A 22,172-nucleotide genomic window follows, 5' to 3' on the forward strand; every position below is an offset into this window, starting at 1 on the left:
AAATGCTAGGGAGATTATCGTTCGCGGATATCCCGTTGGATGTGCCGATCCTTGTCGGTACGTTCATCGGCGTCGCGATAGCTGGTATCGCCGTTCTCGGCCTGATTACGTATTTCGGAAAGTGGGGCTATCTCTGGAAAGAGTGGCTGACTTCCGTTGACCATAAGCGTCTGGCGGTGATGTATGTCGTCGTCGCTCTGCTTGCCCTTGTGCGTGGCTTTGCCGACGCCATCATGATGCGTACCCAGCTTGCGCTGGCTTACGCGGGTAACCCCGGCTATCTGCCGCCTCATCACTATGACCAGATCTTTTCGGCCCACGGCACGATCATGATCTTCTTCATGGCGATGGCGTTCATGACGGCTCTGTTCAACTTCGTGGTGCCGCTTCAGATCGGTGCGCGCGACGTTGCTTTCCCGTTCCTGAACAACCTGAGCTTCTGGATGACGGCAGTCGCCTTCGCGCTGATCAACGTCTCACTGTTCATTGGTGAGTTCTCTCAGTGCGGCTGGCTGGCATATCCGCCGCTGTCCGAAAACCAGTTCAGCCCCGGTGTCGGTGTCGACTACTATATCTGGGCAGTTCAGATTTCGGGTGTTGGCACGCTGCTGACAGGCGTCAACTTCTTCGTCACCATCGTCAAGATGCGTGCTCCTGGCATGACCTGGATGAAGATCCCCGTGTTCACATGGACCGCTTTCTGCGCTTCCGTGCTGATCATGATCGCCTTCCCGGTTCTGACCGTGGCTATCGCTCTTCTTGGCCTTGATCGTTATTTCGGGATGCACTTCTTCACGAATGACGGTGGCGGCAACCAGATGCTCTATTTGAGCCTGATCTGGACCTGGGGTCATCCGGAAGTCTACATTCTCGTTATCCCGGCGTTCGGCGTGTTCTCGGAAGTCGTTCCGGCGTTCTCCCAGAAGCCGATCTTCGGTTATGCGACGATGGTCTATGCGACCTGCGCCATCATGGTGCTGTCGTTCGTCGTCTGGGTTCATCACTTCTTCACCATGGGTGCAGGTGCTGACGTCAACGCGTTCTTTGGTATCGCGACGATGATCATCTCCATCCCGACGGGCGTTAAGCTCTTCAACTGGCTGTTCACGATGTACAAGGGGCGCGTTGAATTTCACGCCACGATGTACTGGGCTGTCGGCTTCATGATCACCTTCACCATCGGCGGCATGACCGGCGTGATGATGGCGATCCCGGCTGCTGACTTTGTTCTTCACAACAGTCTCTTCCTCATCGCCCACTTCCATAACGTCATCATCGGCGGTGTGTATTTCGGCTACATCTGCGGCATGAACTTCTGGTTCCCGAAGGTCTTCGGCTTCAAGCTGAACGAAACCTGGGGCAAGCGGGCGTTCTGGTGCTGGTTTGTCGGCTTCTACTTTGCGTTCGTTCCGCTTTATGTCCTCGGCTTCGAAGGCATGACGCGTCGTCTGAACCACTACAGCAACCCGGCATGGCATCCCTGGCTTCTGATTGCTGAAATCGGCGCCGTGATGATCCTGTTCGGTATCGTCTGTCAGGTTACCCAGCTTTATGTCTCCATCCGTGACATGAACCTTGCTGAGAACCGTGACGTGACCGGTGATCCGTGGAATGGCCGTTCGCTCGAGTGGTCAACGTCTTCACCGCCGCCGCCTTACAACTTCGCTATCGTTCCGCACGTTCATGAATTCGATGCATTCATGCACGACAAGGAAAACGGTATCGACACGCGTCAGGCAGGTGGACCTTACCAGCCGATTCACATGCCGAAGAACACGGCGGCCGGTTTCCTGGTCGGTGCGTTCAGCTTCGTGCTTGGCTTCGCTGCGATCTGGTACATCTGGTGGCTGGCAGCGATCGCTCTTGTGGGTGTTTTCGCGACGGTTATCGCACGCAGTGCGAACCAGGATGTTGATTACTACATCCCCGCCGAGGAAGTTGCCCGGATCGAGAACGAGCACTCCCGCAAACTTATGGCACAGGCGGCTGAGTAATGGCGCACGATACAACTCTCTCTGACGCGCACGCAGAGCACGAACACCACGAACTTCCGACGGTGTTCGGGTTCTGGGTGTATCTGATGACGGACTGCATCATCTTCGGATCGCTGTTCGCCGTCTTTGCGGTCCTCCGGAACCAGTTTGCCGGTGGACCGACGGGTAAGGAGTTGTTCGAAATTTCGGGGCTTGCGCTGGAAACAGCGCTCCTCCTGATCTCGAGCATCACCTACGGTTTCGGCATGATCGCGGCTCACAAGGGCCAGATCAAATCAGTCCAGATGTGGCTGGCCGTGACCTTCCTCCTTGGTCTTGGGTTTGTGTTCCTTGAACTCAGGGAATTCGCTCACATGATCGCCGACGGCGCTGGTCCGGATCGCAGTGCGTTCCTGTCCGCGTTCTTCACCCTGGTTTCAACTCACGGTCTTCACGTGAGCTGTGGTCTGGTCTGGCTGGTCGTCATGATCATTCAGCTGTCCGGCGTGAGCGCGATCAATGAGCGTATGATGAACAAGCTCACCATGCTGAGCCTGTTCTGGCACTTCCTCGACATCGTGTGGATCTGCGTGTTCACCTATGTCTATCTGGCGAGCATGATCTGATGAGTAACGACCATTCAGCAGCCCATGAGGGCTCGAGCCACGGTAACGCAACCTCGTATATCATCGGGTTTGTTCTTGCCGTTATCCTGACTGCCGCAGCGTTTATGGTGGTGATGGGGCATAGCCTCTCACCCTCAGCAACGCTGATGGCCATCACTGTGCTTGCGGCGATTCAGGTGGTCGTTCACCTGATTTTCTTCCTGCACATGAGCACAACAGCTGAACAGGCCTGGAATAACAAAGTCTTCCTGTTCACCCTTGGCTTTGTTGCGATCTTCTTTGTCGGCACGATGTTCATCATGGACAACACAGCCGCACATATGATGTCGCGCTAAAAGATTATCTGTCCGGTCACTTCGGCGACTGGATAAGTGGTCTGGAAAAGCCCTACCCGTTAATTCGGGTGGGGCTTTTTTTATGACATGCTAAACCAGACTTCTCGCGATGGCTGATTGACATAAGTGGAAATGTGCCGATGGACAGACGCTCTTCTCAGGCGTGGTTTGCTGTCAGACGTTATGGGTATGGTGCCGGACGGCCCATCACCTGGCAGGGATGGAGTCTATGGATACTCTTTTTAGGAGTAACGCTGATTCCGACGCTGGTCGTTCCCTGGCTGGACCTGACGGAGCCCTTGCTGGCCGAAAGTCTGGTGATGCTTGTCGATGGGATAGCAATCGTTTCGTTTTTTCTGATCTGCAAAGCCAAGACGGCGGGAGACTGGCGATAGCGTTGGGGGCCATCAGACTGATGACCAACGATCTCCAGAACGAGGAAAAGGCGTCCATTTTAGACTTCAGGATTTGAAGGACGCATAAAAACAGCGGCCTTCTGGTCTGCAAATACACCCGCAATCAGATATTTATTGAATTGTTCCTGTATGCCAACAGTAAACAGGCATTTCTCTGCCACTCATCCAGTTTTCGCCAGCAAACCGGAATTAAAGGGACCACGTTTCTTTGTGTGGAGCGTGGCAAAACCCTGAAAAGCCAACGCCTTGTATTCAACTGTGCACGTTACGCTTCTATCCAGCAGGTGAGAGGCTGGGTTCTATATAATCCACAAAAAAAGCCTGCCCTTTTGAGGGGCAGGCTTTGTCCAGACACAGAAAGCGTCCGATCAGTCTTTCTGGGGCTCCGGAGAGAGAAGCTCTTTTTTGTTTGGCTTGTCTTTCCACTCTTCCGCATCGGGAGGGGCAGTGCCTTTGCGGGTAATGTTCGGCCACACCGCAGCATATTTCGTGTTGATCTCGGCCCACGGCGTGGCGCGATCATCGCTGTCAGGGAAAATGGCTTCGGCCGGGCATTCCGGTTCGCAAACACCACAATCGATGCATTCATCAGGATTAATGACGAGAAAATTCTCGCCAGCGTAGAAGCAGTCTACCGGGCAGACTTCCACGCAATCCATGAACTTGCACCGAATGCAGTTTTCAGTGACCACGTAGGTCATCGTCATCTCCGATTATCAGGGGCCTGACACTGGCGTCAAAGCCGGGTGTGAACGGACGGTCGGAACTCAGCCCGCATATCGAGGCGCACCTATGCGGCGGATTTCCTACAGAAGCAAGCCATTGGTGCGGAAAACGCACCGGTGTTGCCGAATGGCCCATATGCACCGTTGCATAAAAGATCTTCAGGCGGGTGTGCGAACCAGCAGGGATGAGAGGACGGCAAAGGGTGTTTCCTTTGCGGGACGTCGTGATTTTACTGGGCGTAAGTGATGCTTTTTCGGGCCGTTCTGGGGTCTGGAGACTACCCAGAACGGGTTTGGACCCGCCATGTTGGACGGGAGTGGACGGGGGGCTTCCAGTCGCAGACCGAGCGCACGCAGTATGGCAGGCACATCCGCCGCCTTCGTGCCCAGCCAGGGAGCGAAATGCTCAGGCAACGCTACACTGTTCTGTCGCGTCCGGAAAGATAATGTTCGGACCAGCTTTTCCACCATGTCGAGACGGAGTCGCACAGGACCGCAGGCGGGCCACCCAAGCGCATCAAAGTAGGCAGATGGAAACGCCGTCACCGGGACCGAGACGGCGGAAGGAGGCGGCATGTCCACCGCACTTGCACCAGAATGCACGGCCATCAGAAGGGCGCGGAAACGCATGGGGCGTGGCTTGAGCAGGCTCGGCAGATAAAGCCAGCCCAAAGCGCAATGCACGCCCAGACGATGGAGAGGATGATGCTTCGTCAGCGGAAAACGGGCACGAGCCTGCCCGGCTCCCTCCATCATCTCGTGAAGTGCACCGCGTGTCTCGGCGCTGGCGGCAGCACGGGCATGGGCCCTGAAGAGGGGAGCCAGCTCCTGCTCGATGTGCCGAGAGACAAATTCCGATAGACGCACCCGGACACTGTCTCTCTGGCGTGTGTCCAGAAGATCGTCACCGCGCAACATGATTGTCGGATGCAGCACATCACGTCCGGCGCGCAAACGGGCGATTTCGATGCCTTCCCAAGTGATGTCACCAGTCTGGTGATCAAGCATGAAAGCGGTGTCTTCGGCCTGCTGGCATGCCTGTACACGTAAGGGAATCTCGGTTCTTAGAGCACGGCGGGCGGCGCGGGCGAGGGTGGCGCGATCCGATTGCGGCAGGTCCGAATCAAGGTGAAGCTGGAAGCCCTGCATCCTGCCGACGGGATGCCCTTCGACAATGACTTCGCCATCGCTTTTGACCGCAGAGAGAAGCGGCGCATTATTTTCATTTTCGAGCAGCCGGATCAGATGCGCTGAGCGTCTGTCGACGAAACGGGCGGTCAGACGCTCATGCAGGGCGTCCGAAACCTTGTCCTCTACAACCCGCGTGCGCTCTTGCCAGACCGGAGCATTCCTGACCCACTGCTCCCGGTTGGCGATGTAGGACCAGATGCGGATGCCGGCGAGACGCTGCATGAGCGTATCGACGTCGCCGTCTACGCGATCGAGGCGTCCAAGTTGCTCTTCCATCCACGCGGCGGGCAGACGACGCTGCTCGACCAGCAGGCTGAACACACGGCTACAGAGTTGCGCGTGGCTCCGCTCGCCAATCTTGCGGAAATCCGGAATCTGACACACGTCCCACAGCATTTTTGTGTGAGCTCGACCTGTGGCAGTGGCCATGACCTGGGGTTCGTGCGCGAGCGTGGCGAGGATCAGCGCGTCACTGGTCGGCTCACTGGCCTGTAGGCCGCGCATCGGTGGCGACACTGACAGGCTGGCCATCAGGGCGCGAGGGCTGGAAAAATCCAGCCTGTCATTCCGCCAGATCAGCCGTTCGAGTGGATCGAACTGATGGTTTTCGACAGCCTCGATGATCGGATCAGGCATCGGCGGACACCGTCCGGTCGTGCCGAACGTACCGTCTTTCGTACCGCGTCCGGCCCGTCCGGCGATCTGTGCAATTTCTGATGCGGTAAGAGGCCGTCGCCGAGAGCCATCAAATTTTGCAAGACCGGCAAAGGCGACATGGGCGATGTCCATGTTGAGACCCATGCCGATGGCGTCTGTGGCGACGAGGTAATCGACTTCCCGATTCTGGTAGAGCTCCACCTGTGCATTGCGTGTGCGGGGCGACATCTGCCCCATGACTACGGCACATCCGCCCCGACGGCTCCGGATCAGTTCGGCAATGGCATACAGTTCGGCGGCGGAGAACGCCACGATGGCCGAACGGGCAGGCAGTTTTTCCAGCCTTGCCGGACCTGTGAAGGTCAGTGCCGACAGACGCGGGCGGGTGTCGATGGTGATTTCGGGTACCAGCCGACGCATCAGCGGCGCGATGGTTTCCGCCCCGAGGAAAAGCGTCTCTCCGGTTCCGCGTGCATGCAGCAGGCGGGACGTGAAGATATGGCCCCGTTCCGGATCGGCGCAGAGCTGGATTTCGTCGATGGCAAGAAAGGACACCTGTCTGTCGACAGGCATGGCTTCCACAGTGCAGGAAAACCACCGCGCATCGGGTGGGATGATCTTCTCCTCGCCGGTGATCAACGCGACACGGGAGGCTCCCTTTCGGGCGACCAGTCGCTCGTAATTCTCACGCGCCAGAAGCCTGAGCGGAAAACCGATGATGCCGGAAGGATGGGCCAGCATCCGCTCGATGGCGAAATGCGTCTTGCCGGTGTTGGTCGGTCCGAGGATGGCGTGAAGATGATGATCTGTGTCGCGACCCGCTGCGCCATGAAAACTATGGCCAGACGATCTGGCGAAAGAACCGTCGGCACCCGCCGGAGCACAGGCGGGGAGCGGGCAAAGCGGAAACGGGTGGGTGGAGAACCCTGTCATGCAGGCATGGTCCGATGGCTCGGCGGGAAATGCAAGGGCCGGTTGTGATCACGGGCAATGTTGCGTCCGGGGATGTTCGGGAGCAGCCTGCGTTCATTGACTGTTCATCAAGCATGGAGAGACGCGATGCGTGCAAATGGACTGGAATGCATTGTTACGGGACGCGTGAAGGGGCCAGTTGGCGTGGTGCATGGCGTCCGGACGGCTAGCGCCAAGGAGTTGACAGCGATTGTCGGGGCAACTGGCGCGCGTTTTGCGGTGGACACCGGCTTTACGGCTGCCTCGGGACAGTTGGTGCTGGTGCCGGACGCTTCGGGCGACGTAACCGCGCTCCTTGGCCTGCCTGCTCCCGACAGGATTGATCCTTTTGTATTCGGTGGGCTGGCCAGAGATCTGCCAAAAGGCAACTGGACACTTTCGTTGCCGGATGATGTGGACCGCAGTGTCGCCGTGCTTGGTTTTGCTCTGGGCGCTTATCGTTATGTGCTGGGTGAAACGAAACCGTTGCAGGTGCATCTCTATGAAAAGAAGCCGGACTCGCTGGCTCTGGAGATGGCGCAGTCGATCTGGCTGGGACGTGACCTGATCAATGCGCCCGCCAATCTGCTGGGGCCGGAGGATCTGGCCAAGGCAGCTCAGGCGGCGCTGGAGCCCTTTGACGCCAAAGTGAAGATCATCAAGGGAAAAGCGCTTGAGGCAGCCTATCCGCTGGTCGCGCATGTCGGGAATGGCTCCGAGCGACGTCCGCGTGTGGTGGTGGCGCACTGGGCTGGATCGAAAGCGAAGAAAGACGCTCCGCTTCTGTCTCTGGTGGGCAAGGGCGTGTGTTTCGACAGCGGTGGCTACGACATCAAGCCCGCGTCCGGCATGTTGCGGATGAAGAAGGATATGGGAGGTGCTGCGACCGTTCTGGCGTTGGCGCGGCTCATCATGGCGCAGGATCTGCCTTTGCGGCTCGAATTACGGCTTGGTTGCGTGGAGAATTCGGTCTCTGGCACGGCGATGCGGCCGCTGGACGTGGTGACGGCCAGAAATGGTCTGACGGTTGAAATCGGCAATACCGATGCGGAGGGACGGCTGGTGCTGGCCGATCTGCTGACCGAAGCCAGTGAGGCTCATCCGAGAGCGCTGATTGATGTGGCGACGCTCACCGGCGCGGCCCGTGTGGCGCTTGGGCCAGACCTTCCCGTCGTGCTCGGTAATAATGATGCGATGGTCGAAGGGCTGCTTGAGGCAGGAAAAACCGTCTCCGATCCGTTCTGGCGACTGCCTCTGTGGGATGGATACCGGCACTGGCTGAAAAGTTCTGTAGCAGACCTCAATAACATTTCGTCTAAACCGTTTGCCGGGGCCATAACTGCTGCTTTGTTTCTTGAGCGTTTTGTTGAGTCTGATGTGCATTGGACGCATATCGATAGTTATGCATGGAATGATTCAACACGGAGTGGAAGACCGGAAGGTGGTGAAATCCTTGGGTTGCGGGCGATTTATGCAGCTCTTCCACATGTGCTTGGGATGACGAATTTATTAAATTCGTGAGAATAACGATTTCCCTAAAAAACTATTCATTTGTTACGGCTTTAAATCGTCTCAGAACAATCTATATGTGCCTGCAATAGGAAATGAGGCTGACTGCGTGTCAGCGGACAGGGAGTTAACCTTACCTGTCTGGAAACAGGGAATAATATGATGGCCCAGGCCAGGACAACAACACTCCGGACCGCCTCCGCAGCGAAGGCGGCGGCGAAGACCCAGACGAACGCGACAGCTGACCAGCTGGTCAACACACTGCGCGACACGATGGTTTCCCTCGTGCGCCGTGACGGTCCGGATCTTTCCGCTCGTCAGCTGGCTGTGTTCCTGACCTGCTATCTTCAGGAAGATGGTCACACCGTTCGGGGTCTTGCTTCCGAGCTGAATGTATCCAAGCCTGCCATCACCCGCGCTCTGGACCGTCTGGGCGAACTGGATCTGGCACGTCGCAAGGTTGATCCGCTCGATCGTCGTTCGGTGCTGGTCCAGCGCACGCTGAAAGGTGCTGCCTATCTTCGTGAAATCCGCTCCATCATGGGTGAAGCCGCTCCTGCCGTCCGTAAGGAAGCGTCTGAAGAGCGTGCTCCGCGCGCCGGACGTCGCGCTGCGTAACAGACGCGCCTGTTGAGTCTTCCAAAAAGGCCGCTCTTCGGAGCGGCCTTTTTTTATCGCCTGTATAGAGGGCACGTATGTTTTCAAGGTTCTGCTCTTCGCTCCGACCTTTGAAAATAAAGAGAGATGAGAGCGTAGCGATCCGCTCAGAGGTCACCTGCTGATGAAATTTAAAATGCCTTTTTCAGAAGGGTGATCTGATTTGCGGGTGGACGGGACTGTGACTGAATGGCCCGGTGAACCGGATGACGGGTTCAGGCGTTATCTCCGTACAATAGACGCCGATACCCCTCAGGTTCTGTTGGGGAAACTTAAGGAGCCTACAAATGCGTTTCACATCTTTTGCCGTTGCCGCCGCCCTGTCTGCCGCAACGTATTTCGTAGCCCCGGCCATGGCGGCTGATACGCTCGGCACGCCATCAGGCACCCTGACCATCAAAACCAAATCGGCTGACCTTGGTGTCGGTTATACCTGGGGCGACGCCCGTCTGACGTTCAACAAGAAAACATATCGCTACAAGGTTACGGGTGGCCAGATCGCTGCTGTCGGTTTCTCGGAGGTCGTCAGCAAGGGGACTGTCTATAACCTGCACAATGCCGCTGATATGGAAGGCACCTTTGCTGCGACAAGTGGTGAGGCCACTTTGGGGAATGGACTGGGCGGTGCTGTTCTTGAAAACAAGCACGGCGTTCGTCTGAAACTGACGAGTAATGCGAAAGGGGCGCGTCTTTCCGCAGGCGCTGGTGGCCTGACGTTCGAGCCTCTGAAATAAACGCTGTCACCTGTGTTGGGAACGCGAGCCGGAGATCGAAAGGTCTCCGGTTTTTTATTGTCTGAGGTAATGAAGAGTAGAAGCGTTTCGTGGAACCTGCTGTTCGGGTCTTTTCAAATCCAGATTCAATGCGGCTCTATTGATCAGACCGACGGCTTATCCTTGCCATACCGATAGATGACGGCTGAACCGGCCCACGCCAGAGCGAACAGTCCGATTACAATAAAACCAAGCGTGTTGAAGTTGTCTCCCAGTGACGCAACAAGATTCCAGAGCTTTCCCTGTGCATTGAACTGATCGGCAACAAGGTTGAGCGCTTCGATGCTGCCTATGACGAGTGCGACAAGCACGGAAACCAGTGTGATGGCGATATTATAACGAAGTTTACGAAGAGGATCGACAAACGCCCATTGATAGGCGCCTGTCATCAGCACGCCATCCGCCGTATCAATGAGGGACATGCCTGCTGCAAAAAGCGCTGGAAAAATCATGATGGATGCAATGGCGATGCCACGGCTGGCCTCGGTTGCCGACAGACCGAGCAGGGAGACCTCTGTTGCCGTATCGAACCCCAGACCGAACAGAAAGCCGAGAAAAAACATGTGCCAGCTTTTGGAAACCAGCTGGAATAACGGTCTGAGAAAGCGGGCGAGCACGCCTTTCTGAGCCAGAATCTTCTCGATGGTTTCAGGCTTTTCTTCCCCATGCTTTTTGACATTTCGGTAGGTCTGCCAGGTCGAATGCAGAACCAGAAGATTGATCAGGGCGAGAATGAACAGAAAGCCTGCCGAGATGACTGTGCTGATCACGCCTCCAATATTGCGCCATATTTCCAGATGATCCTGCAAAGTGTGGGAAAGCACGATCGTGCCGAATGTGGCGATTACGACAAGCGTTGAATGTCCGATCGCAAACCACAGGCCCAGCGTCAGCGGTCGTTTGCCCATCTGGATGAGTTGACGTGTCACGTTATCAATGGCGGCGATATGGTCCGCGTCCACGGCATGCCGGAGGCCGAACCCGTAAGCAATCAGGGCATTACCCAGCAACACAGGGGAGTGCCTGAAAAGCACCAGTGCCCACATCCAGATTCCCAGATTGGCAAGAACCAGGCAGCTTCCCAGCACGATAATACGCAGGCGCAGAGCGGGCTGAGGCGCTTGAGCGAGATCAGAAGCCATACTGCACCGCAAATCGTGCCGAGATCGGCTCAATGGGATGACCGGTCGCTCCGGACTGCACTGCTGAAGTCGGTGTCAGGCGGTAATCGTAGGCGTACTGCGCGGCGTAGGCATGAGCATTGAAGGCATTGAAGATGCTGGCTTCCAGTTTGAGATTCTTCGTGAAGCGGTAACCGATGTTCAGATTGACCTCCTGATAGCCCTTTGATCGCAAACTGTTGTCTTCAACCAGCGGATAGCCTCCCAGCCAGCGGACCTGCAGGCCGCCATACCATGGCCCACGATCAGCAATGATACCGAAAGACCAGACAAAGCTGGGCGCGTTTGTCACGTAGCGTCCGTCAATTCCATAGCTGGCCAGGTTTTTCGCCTGATAACGCGCCTTAGCAAAAGACAGGTCGGTATTGAACTCAAGCCAGGTAAAGGGATTGTACTGCGCGGAGAGTTCAACGCCCTGTCTGCGGCTGGCTGGACCGGGCGACGTGACGCCAGCGTCTCCGTCGTAACTGAGCTCGGAATCAAAATCGATGACGAAAGCTGCCGCCTGCACATTCAGGTGTCGAAGGGGAGTGGCTCTTACTCCGACTTCTCCGCTGACAGCGGATGTCATGAGAGGCACTTTGACCGATCCCTTGGCAAATTCATCCGCAGTGTAAGAGCCGGATACTGACCGGAAGTCATTGGAATGGAAACCTCGTCCACCACTCAGGTAAAGTTCGGTTTTTTTCCAGGGACCAAAGACCAGACTCCCCTTGGGCTGAAAGAGCCACTGATGTTTGCGGGTCAGACTGTCATCTACCAGATTGCTGTCCGTGCCTCCCTGATAGTCCTCGCGCAGACCAACAATCATTCGGAACCACGGTAGCCAGTGCGTTGTGTTCTGAACGAACATTCCCGCCGCGCCAAGATTGATGTCGTCCGCATTGCAGAGATAGGGGACTGTTGCTTCCAGACTGGATGGACAGGCTACCAGTGTCACGCGTTGCCGTGTGTGCCGCCGATCGACATACAGGAAATCATACCGACCCTGCACGCCAACCTGCGTGTCTGTTCTTACCCGTCCGACATGGTCTTCCCGTGAGTAGACACTGCTGCCACCAACGGTCGTGCGCGTTTCATCCTGCTGCTGCTGATCGCCATTGACCGGATCATCCAGATAATGCGTGAAATTATTCCACAATGTCAGCCGGTCATGCGCGGCAAAGGCGCTCGTCACCCATTTCCAGTTGTCGTCGGCAAGATGATAATGACCAGACAGGCTGTACCTTTCTGAAAATCCTCCATCCGTCGGGTCGAGCGACCCATATCGACCGATCAGTCCTTCGCTGTAGGTGGCCAGAGGCTGTTCGTTCGTGGCGCGCCACTGTCCGCGATAGAACATCCCGGTGAGGTCAAAGCCGTTCGTTGCTTCACCATGCGCATAACGGGTAATCGCCTTGATGCTTCTGGCATTGTCAGGATATTTCCACGGACCGTCCGTATGGGAAAGACTGAAAGCATTGACCCAGCGATCACCATTCGCGAGATGCGCCGTCCCACCCAGATAGGCGCGATAATCTCCCAGCGTCCCTGCGCTCAGGGAAATCTGTCGGGGCACATCATCCGCGAGTTTCATGTGGTCCGAACCCGCAACGCCAAAGTCCCCGATATCGGCGTGGAACGGGCCCTTGGTGTAGTCCACGCCTGACAGCAGTTCGGGAATGAGGAAGTTGAGGTCCGTATAACCCTGACCATGCGCGTTGCTGACGCCGTTTATCGGCATGTCATCCACGAAAGTGGCGAGGTCGGTGCCGTGATCCAGATTGAACCCGCGCAGAAGAAACTGGTTGGCTTTTCCCTCGCCCGAATGGGACGTGACGACCAGGCCAGGAACGGCCTCCAGAATCTGACCGACACGATAAGCCGGACGAAGCTGGATTTCCCGGGCTGTAATGGAGCCTTCGCTTGCCGTCGCGGCCCGTCCCAGCAGGTTGCGACGGGAAGCCGTGACATTGATCAGTTCGACTGCGGGCTTGAGAGTTTTGGGACGCACGTTTTTCGCTGCGGTTGTTTTCTGACCGCTTCTCGGCGGAGGGAGAATCTCCGGGGCAGCAATGGCGTCATCTGACATGCAAAGCAGACCGCCGAACAGAAACGAAAAACAGAGCGGGAAAACCGGATGGCGCTGGTGCAGAGGCAGGCGCGGATAACGAACGTTACCGCAGCGTTCGGTCTGCCTGTCCGGAAACTGTAAAGTCATCTGAACCCGTTCAGTATGACAGGAACAGGGCAGACATATGCGCATCAGGTTTACAGTGAGAAAACCGCAACGCGAAGCACAGCCGCCCCGGGCACCCCGCCGGTGGTTGAAAACATGCACGGCAGGTCTCCTGGCTCATGGGTCATCGTGGCCAATCAGTCTTCCCGGAAACGAACTGTCTCCAGTGACATACGGGCGATTGGCAACTCACCACTTACAGTTGCGGGGGCAGCGTCGGTCTTGCACCGGACTTCCCTCTTAGCTTCATTCTGCCGAAACAGGATGAAGAACCATGCAGGGCACACCAGAACTGTAATGTCCCGGTTGTGTCAATCCTTCCGGTGACGTTCGGGTCTGGCGTTGATGAGCTTGATGCACGGAAATTTCGCCTGTCCGGCAGGGACCAGCCTTACAGGACGGATGCTTCTATCCTACCATCGTCCTACGGGGTGTTTCTTCACTCGCAGCACCACAAACGCCGTCCAGACAAGCTGCGGCAGAACGACAGCGGCAATGGTCAGCCAGACTGATTCGACAGGCGGCAGGGAAAGCAGCGCATACATCCCCGCGCCCCACAGCACAAAAGCCCAGTGCAGCAGGGTCACAACAGGCATAGGCACACCGGAACGAAAGGCTATCTGGTAAAGGTGCCCCCGATGCGCCTGTAACAGCTTTTCTCCAGCGAAAGCGCGGCGAACAAGGGTGAAGGCCACATCATAGAGCAATCCTGCAATCAGGCAGGGAACGAGCAGCGCCGTGTGAAGGTCAGGAATCGCTGGTGCGATGGCAGGTGTCGCCAGAACCAGCATCGCAGCGGCGATGAGCAGCCCGCATGCCTGACTGCCCACATCGCCGAGAAAGATGCGGGCATGAGGAAAGTTCAGCGGCAGGAACGCCAGCAGTCCGAAAGTCAGCAGGGCCGCGATAAGACGCAGTTCCGGCGTATCCGAAGGCCAGAAGGGCAGGGCAAGACAGAGGAACGCCAGACAGAGCGTTCCGGAAACCAGACCGTTGAGGCCGTCCATGAAGTTGACCGCATTCGTCACAAACACTGTCCACAGGATCGCGCACAGGGCGGCCATGAGAAACCATGCGGGACTTGCAAAGCCACCCATAGGCAGGATGGCGGCGGTGGCCATGATGGCGGACAGGATCTGGGCGGCAAGTTTGATCAGGGGCGACCACTGATACACGTCGTCGAGCCACGAAATGATGGCCAGAAAGGCGATCGCGCACCAGAACGTCACGCTGTCAGGCGTGAGAGCGGGCACGCCACAGAGATAACGCATCGGGAAAAACAGGAGCAGAAACGCTCCGATCACACCGACGCCTCCGCCTTTTGGCGTAGGAGCCGTGTGCGCGCTGCGATGTCCCGGCGTATCGAGCACGGCGACCGCGATCATCCGGCGGCAGAGAAGCGCCGAAATGACGTAAGCAAGAAGCAGAAGGCCAAGAGCCGGATACATGTGAAACATCGAAAGCCACGAACTGATATGAAAAACCTCGGCTTCGTTGCTTCTAGCCGACGCATAGCTGGGCTATACGGCGAGCGTGATGGTCCCGCAACGCCCGGATGTCGCGCCGCGAAATACCCGGCTGCGACCACTCAATCGGATTCTGGTCAACGTTCTGCTTGACGGCAGTGTGGCCGCTGTTGCCGCGCCGTTCGCCCGATGGCTGGCCGCGCCGCGCGACGGGCTGCTGCATCCGCTGTGGTTTCTGGCGGGCGGCGCGATCACGCTGGTGGTCAGCGGCCTGCCTTTCAGGATGCCGCAGCAATACTGGCGCTTTTCCGGCCTGTCCGATCTTCTCGGTATTGCGGGCGCGTCCATCGCCAGTTCGGCGCTGTTCACGCTGGGGCTCTATGCCACGGGCTTTCCACTGCCGAGCCCGACCTTTCCACTCATCTACGCGCTGACCCTGACAGCCATGCTGGGTGGCCTGCGCATGGCCTATCGCCTGTGCAACGGGATCACGCGACGTAGCATCGCGCAACGGCGGGTGGTGCTGATCGGTGCGGATCAGGTCGCTGACCTGTATCTCCGGGCGCTCGATCGTAATCCGGAGGCGGGTGTCCGTGTGACCGGTCTGATCGGGCAGGGGACACATCAGGCCGGTCGTCGTATCCATAATGTGCCCATCCTTGGCCATGTGACGGATGTAGCGATCCTGCTGAACGCGATGGACGCGCAGGGCACGCTGCCGGATACGCTGGTGGTGACCGATCCGAATTTTCGGGGCAGCGGTCTCGCGCGTGTTCTGGAAGCCGCCGAGACGCACGGAATCGCCGTCATGCGGGCTCCTGTTCTGACCGATCTGACGCCAGCGGACAGAATCGCACTGCGTCCTGTCGCCATCGAGGATCTTCTGAACCGGCCGCAGGTGCCGCTCGACAAGGCGGGTATGGAGCGCATGATCCACGGTGAAGTCGTGGTGGTCACGGGGGCAGGCGGCACCATTGGCTCAGAGCTTGCAAGGCAAATCGCAGGTTTTGTTCCGAAACATCTGGTGCTGCTGGATCACGGCGAGTTTGCCCTGTGGCAGATTGACGTGGAACTGGGGGAACTGGCTCCGCATGTTTCGCGCAGCGTGATTGTGGCCGATGTGCGCGACAGCGACCGCATTGACGAGGTGTTCGCGCAGTTCGGTCCGGCGCTGGTGTTTCACGCTGCCGCGCTCAAGCATGTGCCGATTGTCGAGGCGAATGCCTGCGAAGGCTTGCTGACCAACGTTGTTGGCACGCGGATCGTGGCGGATGCGGCCCGGCGTCACGGTGTGCGGGCGCTGGTGATGATCTCGACCGACAAGGCGGTGAATCCCTCCAGTCTGATGGGTGCGAGCAAGCGGGCGGCGGAGATGTACTGTCAGGCGCTCGACATCGCCGCGCGTCATGCCGGCGAGCCGTTGCGGTGCGTAACCGTCCGGTTCGGCAATGTCTTGGGCTCAACCGGTTCGGTCGTGCCGCTGTTCCGCAGGCAGCTTGAACGTGGCGGTCCTCTGACCGTCACGCATCCTGACATGCGGCGCTATTTCATGACCGTGCCGGAGGCGGTCGGTCTCGTCCTGCAGGCCAGCGTGCGGGGAACTGACGGTCTTCGCTTTGAGCAGGATATGGCCGAGAAGCCGTCGCAGACGGAGCGCGTGGCCGGAACTGACGCCCTGTTGCGGGAGGGCGGTATCTTCGTGCTCGACATGGGACAACCGGTAAGGATTGTCGATCTGGCGCGCCAGATGATCCGGCTTGCGGGTCTTCGTCCCGACGAGGACGTGAAGATCACCTTTACGGGCCTGCGTCCCGGTGAAAAACTGTTCGAGGAACTGTTTCACGGCCGTGAGGCCCCGGTTCCCACGGATGCGCCGGGTTTGCTGATGGCAGCCCCGCGTGTTGTGGACTATCAGGATGTGGCGCACGCGGTAGACCGGATTGCTGTTCTGGCGCATGCAGGAGACACGGAGGCGGCGATGGCCGTGTTGCGCTATCTTGTGCCGGAATTCGATCACAACGCGACCGGCGAGGCCAATGACGCCGCGCCGGACACCGATCAGGACAGGGAGAGCTTGACCTCATGACCACGCCGGACGGGCAGAAGCCGATTGCTTTCCTTGATCTTCCAGCCCAGCAGCGTCGCCTAGGCGCACCGCTGAAGCAGCGGATCGATGTGGTTCTGGAACATTGCCGCTTTGTGCTGGGACCAGAGGTGACGGAGCTGGAAGAGCGACTGGCCGCATGGTCGGGAGTCGGCCATTGCGTCGGTGTCTCGTCCGGCACGGATGCGCTCCAGATCGTCATGATGGCGGAGAATATCGGACCCGGCGACGCCGTGTTCCTGCCAGCCTTCACCTACACGGCGACGGCGGAAGTGCCTCTGGTTCTGGGGGCGACGCCGGTTTTCGTGGATGTCGATCCTGCCACCTTCCAGATCGACCCGGACAATCTGCGTGAGCGGATCGAAAAGGTCCGCAAGGACGGCAAGCTCAAGCCGCGTGCGATTGTCGGCGTAGACCTGTTCGGTCAGCCCGCGCCGTGGGAGGCTTTGCGCGAAATTGCTTCAGATTACGGTCTGTTCCTGATGGATGACTGCGCCCAGTCCTTTGGCGGCGCATATCATGGTCGTAATCTTGGTGCGGAAGCGGTTGCGACGACGCTGTCCTTTTTCCCATCCAAGCCGCTCGGCGGTTATGGCGATGGCGGCGCGATCCTGACGGATGACGCGGAGCGGGCCGAGCTTTATCGCTCGCTGCGCACGCATGGCGAAGGCAAGACCCGCTACGAAGTGCTGCGCACCGGCATGAACGGTCGTCTCGACACGTTGCAGGCGGCGGTTCTGCTGGCCAAGCTGGACGTGTTCAAGGAAGAACTGGCCCGGCGCGATGCGATTGCGAACGCCTATGACGCCGGACTGAAGGATGTGGTGACCGTTCCCGCCCGTGTGCCTGACAGCGCCAGTGCGTGGGCGATCTATTCCGTGCTGCTGACGGATTCCGCCGAGCGGAGTGCGACACAGGAGCGACTGAAAGCGGCAGGCGTGCCGTCGGCGATCTATTATCCGCTGCCGCTGCATCATCAGCCCGCCTACCGGGATCATCATGACGGCGTTGCGCTGCCGGTCTCCGAATCCCTTGCGCAGCGGATTCTGGCGCTGCCGATCCACCCCGAACTGACAGACGCGGAGGTCGCCCGCGTGATCGCCGCCGTGCGTGGCTAAAGGACTGACAGGACTATGAGGAAGGAAACCGCGTTCATCATCACCTTTCTGGTGTTTACGATCGGAACGGCGCTGGTGATCTGGATGGCGGCGCTGCCCAATTTCGTGGCCGTCAAATTTCCGGAAGTGACAGCTGGCAAGATCGTGGTGGGACCGATGCGGCAATCTCGCCCGCTCACGCAGGATGAGGTCGCCATGCTGAACGACTGGTTCAAGCATCATCCCGGCGGCTGGGGTCCGCTGAGCCAGACGCCGCCTTCCAGTGGCGATGCGCGCGTGGAGCTTGAGGGCACCACCGATGGCCATGCCGACCCGATCGTGCTGACGCTCTGGACGGGGATCAGTGCGGCGGACTGGAACAATACCGTCTTTCTGGAATCGCCGGACGGCTCGAAAGTGCGTACGGAAAGTTTCTCGGATACGGACTTCGCGCCGCTGCGTAAACTTGCCGACGGACAGGTCTTCCCCCGATCGGCTTTCCCTTGATGCAGATCGCCGCCGGAACGGAAGCGCTGATCTTTGATTGCGACGGCACGCTGGTCGACAGTCTGCCGCTCTATCTGGCGTCGTGGCTGGAGGCGCTGAAGAGTAAGGGGGGCCTCGACGTGTCGCCGGAGTGGTTCTTCAGTCGTCGGGGCTATTCAGAGGGGATGGTCCTGTCTGAACTGGAAAAGACGCACGGCATCACGCTCAACCGGGCGGCGATCATGGCTGCTACACGGGAGGGCGTACGCAACCGTCTGCCGGGCGTGAAGCAGAACGTGCCGGTCGTGGCACTGGTGCGGGAATGGGCAGGACGACTGCCGCGCGCCGTGGCGTCCAGCGGTTCGCGGGAAGTGGTGGAAGCCTCCCTTGCCGCAATAGGGTTGCTTGAAGTCTTTGACGCAATCGTAACGATTGAGGATGTGGAGCGCCCGAAACCCGCTCCCGATATCTATTTGCTGGCGGCGAAGCGGTTGGGTGTGAAGCCATCGGGCTGTCTGGTGTTTGAAGACAGCACCGAGGGACTGGAAGCGGCTCACGCAGCCGGGATGGCGGCTGAAGATGTGCGGCCCTGGTCGGACTTTCGTGGTGACGCCTGATGGAAACCCGCTGCGCCCGCTGTAACGCACCGCTGGAATGTCTGGCGTCTGCGGATTGCTGGTGCATGAAGCTGCCACCGGAGTTGCCGGTTCCTCCTGAAAACCTGAACAGCGGTTGCCTATGTCCTGCCTGTCTGGCGGCTGCTTTTGAGGTAAATAAAATACATAAATTACAACAAAAGCCCGAAACCTGATGGAAAACCCTTAATAAACCATTATTCTCGGCTTGATTGTCGCCGTCGAAGAGAAAAGGCGGGCGTGTGGTGGCTGACTACATGATCGCAAGCTGAGGAGTGGCCGAATGAAGGTTTTCGTGCATCTGGCCCGGGGCTTTGGCAATGAAACGTGGGGGAAGCTCTGGCGGTCGGGCAAGTTGCTCGGCCTCAATGAGGAGCATGCCTACGGGTATAACCATGCGGCGTCTCCTGACGTGCAGGTCGTTTATGCGTCTGATGGTCCTGAGACACGCCTTCAGAAACTGATTCGCTACGCCGGTCGCGCCATCCTTGGGTTCGATGTCGTCCATGCCTGGCGGAATCGGGAGAAAATGCTGGAAGCGGATGTCGTGTGGACCCACACGGAGTCCCAGACGCTGGGCGTGCTGCTGCTCTTCCGCCTGATGCGAGGACGTGTTCCCAAACTGCTCGGGCAGACTGTCTGGCTGGTGGATCGGTGGGCGAAACAGCCGTGGCCGCGTCGTCTGCTCTACCGTTTTCTGCTGCATCGGCTGGATGTGCTCACCACATTATCATCGCTGAACTGTCAGGACGCACGCGGCCTGTTCCCGTGGGTGCGCGTGGAGAGCGTTCTTTTCGGGATCAAGGCGGTGGGCATGCGTCCGGCCCGTGGTCCGCATGACAACGGCCCGATGAAAGTTCTTTCGCTGGGCAATGACGAACATCGCGACTGGCCGACGCTCTGCTCCGCCCTGTCCTCGTTACCGGATGCGACGCTGCGGATCGCCAGCAGCAGCAAGGCTGCGGCCCGGGCAGCGAAGGGGCATCGCAATATTGAGGTCATGAAGATCCGCGACAACGCGACGCTGTTCGCGGCCTATGAGCAGGCGGATGTCGTGGTGGTGCCGTTGAGCGAGAACCGCCACGCTTCGGGCATTACAGTGATTCTGGAAGCGATCTATTTCGGTGTGCCGCTTATCGCCACCGACTGCGGCGGTCTGACCGATTATCTCGATCACGATGCGGTGTTGTACGTGCCGCCGGGCGATCCTGCCGCCCTCGCTGCTGCAATTCGGGAAGTAAGAGCAAATCCGAAGGTGGCGAAACAGCGGGTTGAAAAGGCTCAGGAGCGCATGAAGACGGCGCTGAGTTCAGTCGCCTATGCGCAACGCTATGTTGAGCTGTCCCGGGATGTCTGCGGAAAGGTCTGACGCAATCAGGCCTCTTCCTTCTTGCGAATCGTCAGTATGTAGCGTCCGTTTCCTGTCTCTTCTTCGGTGGCGAGGACGGTGTGGCCGAGAGATTGAGTTGAGCGTGTAACGTTCTTCAGCGGTTCTTCGCCATAAAGCGTGACACGCAGAAGTCCACCAGCAGGCAGTCCATCCAGAGCAAGCCGGGTCCGCACGAATGTCATGGGACAGGTCTCGCTGGTGATATCCAGAAGAAGGGGAGGGGCGTCTGACTCGTTCATGATGTCCTATGTGGCCGTCGGAACGGGTGGCTTCAAGTTCCACGGAATTATGTGGTAAATACCAAACAAAGCGCGGGCCGTGAGTGGACAAACCGCGTGGAAATCAGCTAGGCGAAGCATATGGTTGCGCATACACAGGCAGCAGGACGTATGCCGTGAGTCCGGCTTCTACCCCATCTCCGTTCCGTCAGGGCTCCAAGGCCAAGGCAGAAGATCTGTCCGATTCCCGCATTGCGCGTCTGTGCGTGGAACGTGGCCTCAAGATGACCGGCCAGCGCCGTGTGATCGCCCGTGTCCTTTCGGATGCGGAAGATCATCCGGATGTGGAAGAGCTGTATCGTCGGGCGTCCGAACTGGATCCCAAGATTTCGGTCGCCACGGTCTATCGGACCGTGCGCCTGCTTGAGGAAAAAGGCATCCTCGAACGTCGTGATTTCGGTGGTGGACGTGCCCGCTACGAGGCGACCGAGCATGGTCGTCACTATCATCTTATCGACGTGGAAACCGGCAAGGTTCTGGAGTTCGAGGACGAAGAGCATGAAGCGCTTATGCGTCAGATTGCCAATCGTCTTGGATTCGAACTGATTTCCATGCGCCTCGAACTGTTCGGGCGGCGTCTGCCCACTCCGGACACCGCGAAGACCGAGCGTCCGAAAGCCACGAAAAAAACGCGGGGGACCGGCAAATGAGTGCTGAAACTCCGCAAGGCGGTGGTCTTTCCGCTCTCGATCTCGAGCGCGACGGTTTTCACGAACTGCGCGGCGGCAACCTTGGTGTGCGGATCGCCTCCACGCCGGAAGAGATCGAGGCCGCACAGGAACTTCGCTATCGCGTGTTTTTCGAGGAAATGGGAGCGCAGCCCGATGAGCGCACCTTCCGCCTCAAGCGCGACATGGATGAATTCGATGAGTATGCCGATCATCTTCTGGTGATCGATCACGCCGTCTCTTCCGGAGCGGCGGGCGTGGTTGGAACCTATCGTCTCATGCAGGGCGATCGGGCGGCAAAGCTTGGACGCTTCTACAGCGAGAGCGAATTCGATATCGGGCCACTGAAGAAGTTTCCCGGCCGTCTGCTGGAAGTCGGTCGCTCCTGCATTGATGTCCGCTATCGCGGACGTGCCGCGATGCAGCTTCTCTGGCGCGGTATTGCGTCCTACATCTTCCTGCACAAGATCGACGTTCTGTTCGGTTGCGCCAGTCTGCCGGGGACAAACCCCGAAGAACTGAGCGAGGAACTGACCTACCTTTACCACAATCACCTCGCGCCTCCGGCGCTACGGGTGAAGGCCCTGCCCGACCGTCGCGTGGAAATGTTGCGGCAGGACCCGCTTACCCTTGATCGTCGCCGAGCGCTTACCCGTCTGCCGCCGCTGATCAAGGGCTACCTGCGGCTTGGCGGGTATGTTGGTGACGGTGCGGTGGTGGACCCACAGTTCAAGACCACCGATGTCGCCGTTCTCGTGAAAAGCGAGCTGATGACCGACAAATACTATCGTCACTATGAGCGCAGGCTGCGTGACGCTCTCGATTGAGGGTTATCC

At 58.4% G+C, this 22,172-nt stretch carries 21 protein-coding genes and 1 riboswitch; of the genes, 15 read left to right on the plus strand and 6 right to left on the minus strand.

Annotation, left to right across the window (positions count from 1 at the left end; all coding sequences use genetic code 11):
• Positions 1–2 precede the first annotated feature (2 nt).
• The 4 genes from cyoB (at position 3) to EMQ_RS13320 (ending at position 3,329) form a co-directional block, all read left to right on the plus strand.
• The gene (gene cyoB / locus EMQ_RS13305) at positions 3–1,994 is read left to right on the plus strand and encodes a cytochrome o ubiquinol oxidase subunit I (protein WP_010666795.1); all 1,992 of its coding nucleotides are present in this window, start codon (positions 3–5) and stop codon (positions 1,992–1,994) included.
• Positions 1,994–2,599: a cytochrome o ubiquinol oxidase subunit III gene (cyoC, locus tag EMQ_RS13310; protein ID WP_010666794.1), complete on the plus strand. Its 606-nt coding sequence runs from the start codon at positions 1,994–1,996 to the stop codon at positions 2,597–2,599. Before cyoB ends, cyoC begins: the two co-directional genes overlap by 1 nt.
• Complete coding sequence (gene cyoD / locus EMQ_RS13315) at positions 2,599–2,934, plus strand: cytochrome o ubiquinol oxidase subunit IV (RefSeq protein WP_010666793.1); 336 nt, start codon at positions 2,599–2,601, stop codon at positions 2,932–2,934. Before cyoC ends, cyoD begins: the two co-directional genes overlap by 1 nt.
• Positions 2,935–3,074: 140 nt before the next feature.
• On the plus strand, positions 3,075–3,329 hold the full coding sequence (locus tag EMQ_RS13320; RefSeq protein ID WP_010666792.1) for a hypothetical protein: 255 nt from the start codon (positions 3,075–3,077) through the stop codon (positions 3,327–3,329).
• A 389-nt stretch (positions 3,330–3,718) separates the two neighbouring features.
• Here EMQ_RS13320 and fdxA read toward each other — a convergent pair whose 3' ends face one another.
• Both fdxA and EMQ_RS13330 read right to left on the minus strand, forming a co-directional pair.
• A complete protein-coding gene (gene fdxA / locus EMQ_RS13325) occupies positions 3,719–4,051 on the minus strand; it encodes a ferredoxin FdxA (protein ID WP_010666726.1) in 333 nt (110 codons plus the stop codon).
• A 183-nt stretch (positions 4,052–4,234) separates the two neighbouring features.
• On the minus strand, positions 4,235–6,856 hold the full coding sequence (locus EMQ_RS13330) for a helicase-related protein (protein ID WP_010666727.1): 2,622 nt from the start codon (positions 6,854–6,856) through the stop codon (positions 4,235–4,237).
• A 126-nt stretch (positions 6,857–6,982) separates the two neighbouring features.
• Between EMQ_RS13330 and EMQ_RS13335 the strand changes: the two genes are divergently transcribed.
• From EMQ_RS13335 to EMQ_RS13345, 3 genes are all read left to right on the plus strand, one after another.
• Entirely contained in the window at positions 6,983–8,395 is a 1,413-nt protein-coding gene (locus EMQ_RS13335) for a leucyl aminopeptidase family protein (RefSeq protein ID WP_010666728.1), read from the plus strand.
• Between the two features lie 261 nt (positions 8,396–8,656).
• Positions 8,657–9,001, plus strand: a complete 345-nt coding sequence (locus EMQ_RS13340) for a MarR family transcriptional regulator (protein ID WP_231368040.1) — start codon at positions 8,657–8,659, stop codon at positions 8,999–9,001.
• A gap of 326 nt (positions 9,002–9,327) precedes the next feature.
• Positions 9,328–9,774 (plus strand): hypothetical protein, encoded by a 447-nt coding sequence (locus EMQ_RS13345; protein WP_010668645.1) that lies wholly within the window; start codon positions 9,328–9,330, stop codon positions 9,772–9,774.
• A 143-nt stretch (positions 9,775–9,917) separates the two neighbouring features.
• Here EMQ_RS13345 and EMQ_RS13350 read toward each other — a convergent pair whose 3' ends face one another.
• The 3 genes from EMQ_RS13350 to EMQ_RS13360 all read right to left on the minus strand — a co-directional run bounded on the left by EMQ_RS13350 (position 9,918) and on the right by EMQ_RS13360 (position 14,660).
• Entirely contained in the window at positions 9,918–10,955 is a 1,038-nt protein-coding gene (locus EMQ_RS13350; protein WP_018307873.1) for a HoxN/HupN/NixA family nickel/cobalt transporter, read from the minus strand.
• Positions 10,945–13,194, minus strand: a complete 2,250-nt coding sequence (locus EMQ_RS13355; RefSeq protein ID WP_010667909.1) for a TonB-dependent receptor — start codon at positions 13,192–13,194, stop codon at positions 10,945–10,947. Before EMQ_RS13355 ends, EMQ_RS13350 begins: the two co-directional genes overlap by 11 nt.
• Positions 13,195–13,297: 103 nt before the next feature.
• A riboswitch (cobalamin riboswitch) is annotated at positions 13,298–13,504 on the minus strand.
• A gap of 121 nt (positions 13,505–13,625) precedes the next feature.
• Positions 13,626–14,660, minus strand: a complete 1,035-nt coding sequence (locus EMQ_RS13360; RefSeq protein ID WP_231367920.1) for an MraY family glycosyltransferase — start codon at positions 14,658–14,660, stop codon at positions 13,626–13,628.
• An 88-nt stretch (positions 14,661–14,748) separates the two neighbouring features.
• Between EMQ_RS13360 and EMQ_RS13365 the strand changes: the two genes are divergently transcribed.
• The 6 genes from EMQ_RS13365 (at position 14,749) to EMQ_RS13385 (ending at position 20,369) form a co-directional block, all read left to right on the plus strand.
• Entirely contained in the window at positions 14,749–16,764 is a 2,016-nt protein-coding gene (locus EMQ_RS13365; RefSeq protein ID WP_010667911.1) for a polysaccharide biosynthesis protein, read from the plus strand.
• Entirely contained in the window at positions 16,761–17,900 is a 1,140-nt protein-coding gene (locus tag EMQ_RS13370; RefSeq protein ID WP_010667912.1) for a DegT/DnrJ/EryC1/StrS family aminotransferase, read from the plus strand. Before EMQ_RS13365 ends, EMQ_RS13370 begins: the two co-directional genes overlap by 4 nt.
• Positions 17,901–17,915: 15 nt before the next feature.
• The gene (locus EMQ_RS13375; RefSeq protein WP_010667913.1) at positions 17,916–18,386 is read left to right on the plus strand and encodes a hypothetical protein; all 471 of its coding nucleotides are present in this window, start codon (positions 17,916–17,918) and stop codon (positions 18,384–18,386) included.
• The gene (locus EMQ_RS13380) at positions 18,386–18,982 is read left to right on the plus strand and encodes an HAD family hydrolase (protein ID WP_010667914.1); all 597 of its coding nucleotides are present in this window, start codon (positions 18,386–18,388) and stop codon (positions 18,980–18,982) included. The genes EMQ_RS13375 and EMQ_RS13380 overlap by 1 nt, the downstream gene beginning before the upstream one ends.
• The gene (locus EMQ_RS17405; RefSeq protein ID WP_373278062.1) at positions 18,982–19,176 is read left to right on the plus strand and encodes a cysteine-rich CWC family protein; all 195 of its coding nucleotides are present in this window, start codon (positions 18,982–18,984) and stop codon (positions 19,174–19,176) included. The genes EMQ_RS13380 and EMQ_RS17405 overlap by 1 nt, the downstream gene beginning before the upstream one ends.
• A gap of 107 nt (positions 19,177–19,283) precedes the next feature.
• Positions 19,284–20,369 (plus strand): glycosyltransferase family 4 protein, encoded by a 1,086-nt coding sequence (locus EMQ_RS13385; RefSeq protein WP_010667915.1) that lies wholly within the window; start codon positions 19,284–19,286, stop codon positions 20,367–20,369.
• Positions 20,370–20,374: 5 nt separating this feature from the next.
• Here EMQ_RS13385 and EMQ_RS13390 read toward each other — a convergent pair whose 3' ends face one another.
• Positions 20,375–20,629, minus strand: a complete 255-nt coding sequence (locus EMQ_RS13390; protein WP_010667916.1) for a sulfurtransferase TusA family protein — start codon at positions 20,627–20,629, stop codon at positions 20,375–20,377.
• A 215-nt stretch (positions 20,630–20,844) separates the two neighbouring features.
• Between EMQ_RS13390 and EMQ_RS13395 the strand changes: the two genes are divergently transcribed.
• Positions 20,845–21,318: a Fur family transcriptional regulator gene (locus EMQ_RS13395; RefSeq protein WP_269208717.1), complete on the plus strand. Its 474-nt coding sequence runs from the start codon at positions 20,845–20,847 to the stop codon at positions 21,316–21,318.
• The gene (locus tag EMQ_RS13400) at positions 21,315–22,163 is read left to right on the plus strand and encodes a GNAT family N-acetyltransferase (RefSeq protein WP_018307872.1); all 849 of its coding nucleotides are present in this window, start codon (positions 21,315–21,317) and stop codon (positions 22,161–22,163) included. The genes EMQ_RS13395 and EMQ_RS13400 overlap by 4 nt, the downstream gene beginning before the upstream one ends.
• Positions 22,164–22,172: the final 9 nt, after the last annotated feature.

The sequence above is a fragment of the Acetobacter aceti NBRC 14818 genome, from assembly GCF_000193495.2.
Lineage (GTDB): Bacteria > Pseudomonadota > Alphaproteobacteria > Acetobacterales > Acetobacteraceae > Acetobacter > Acetobacter aceti.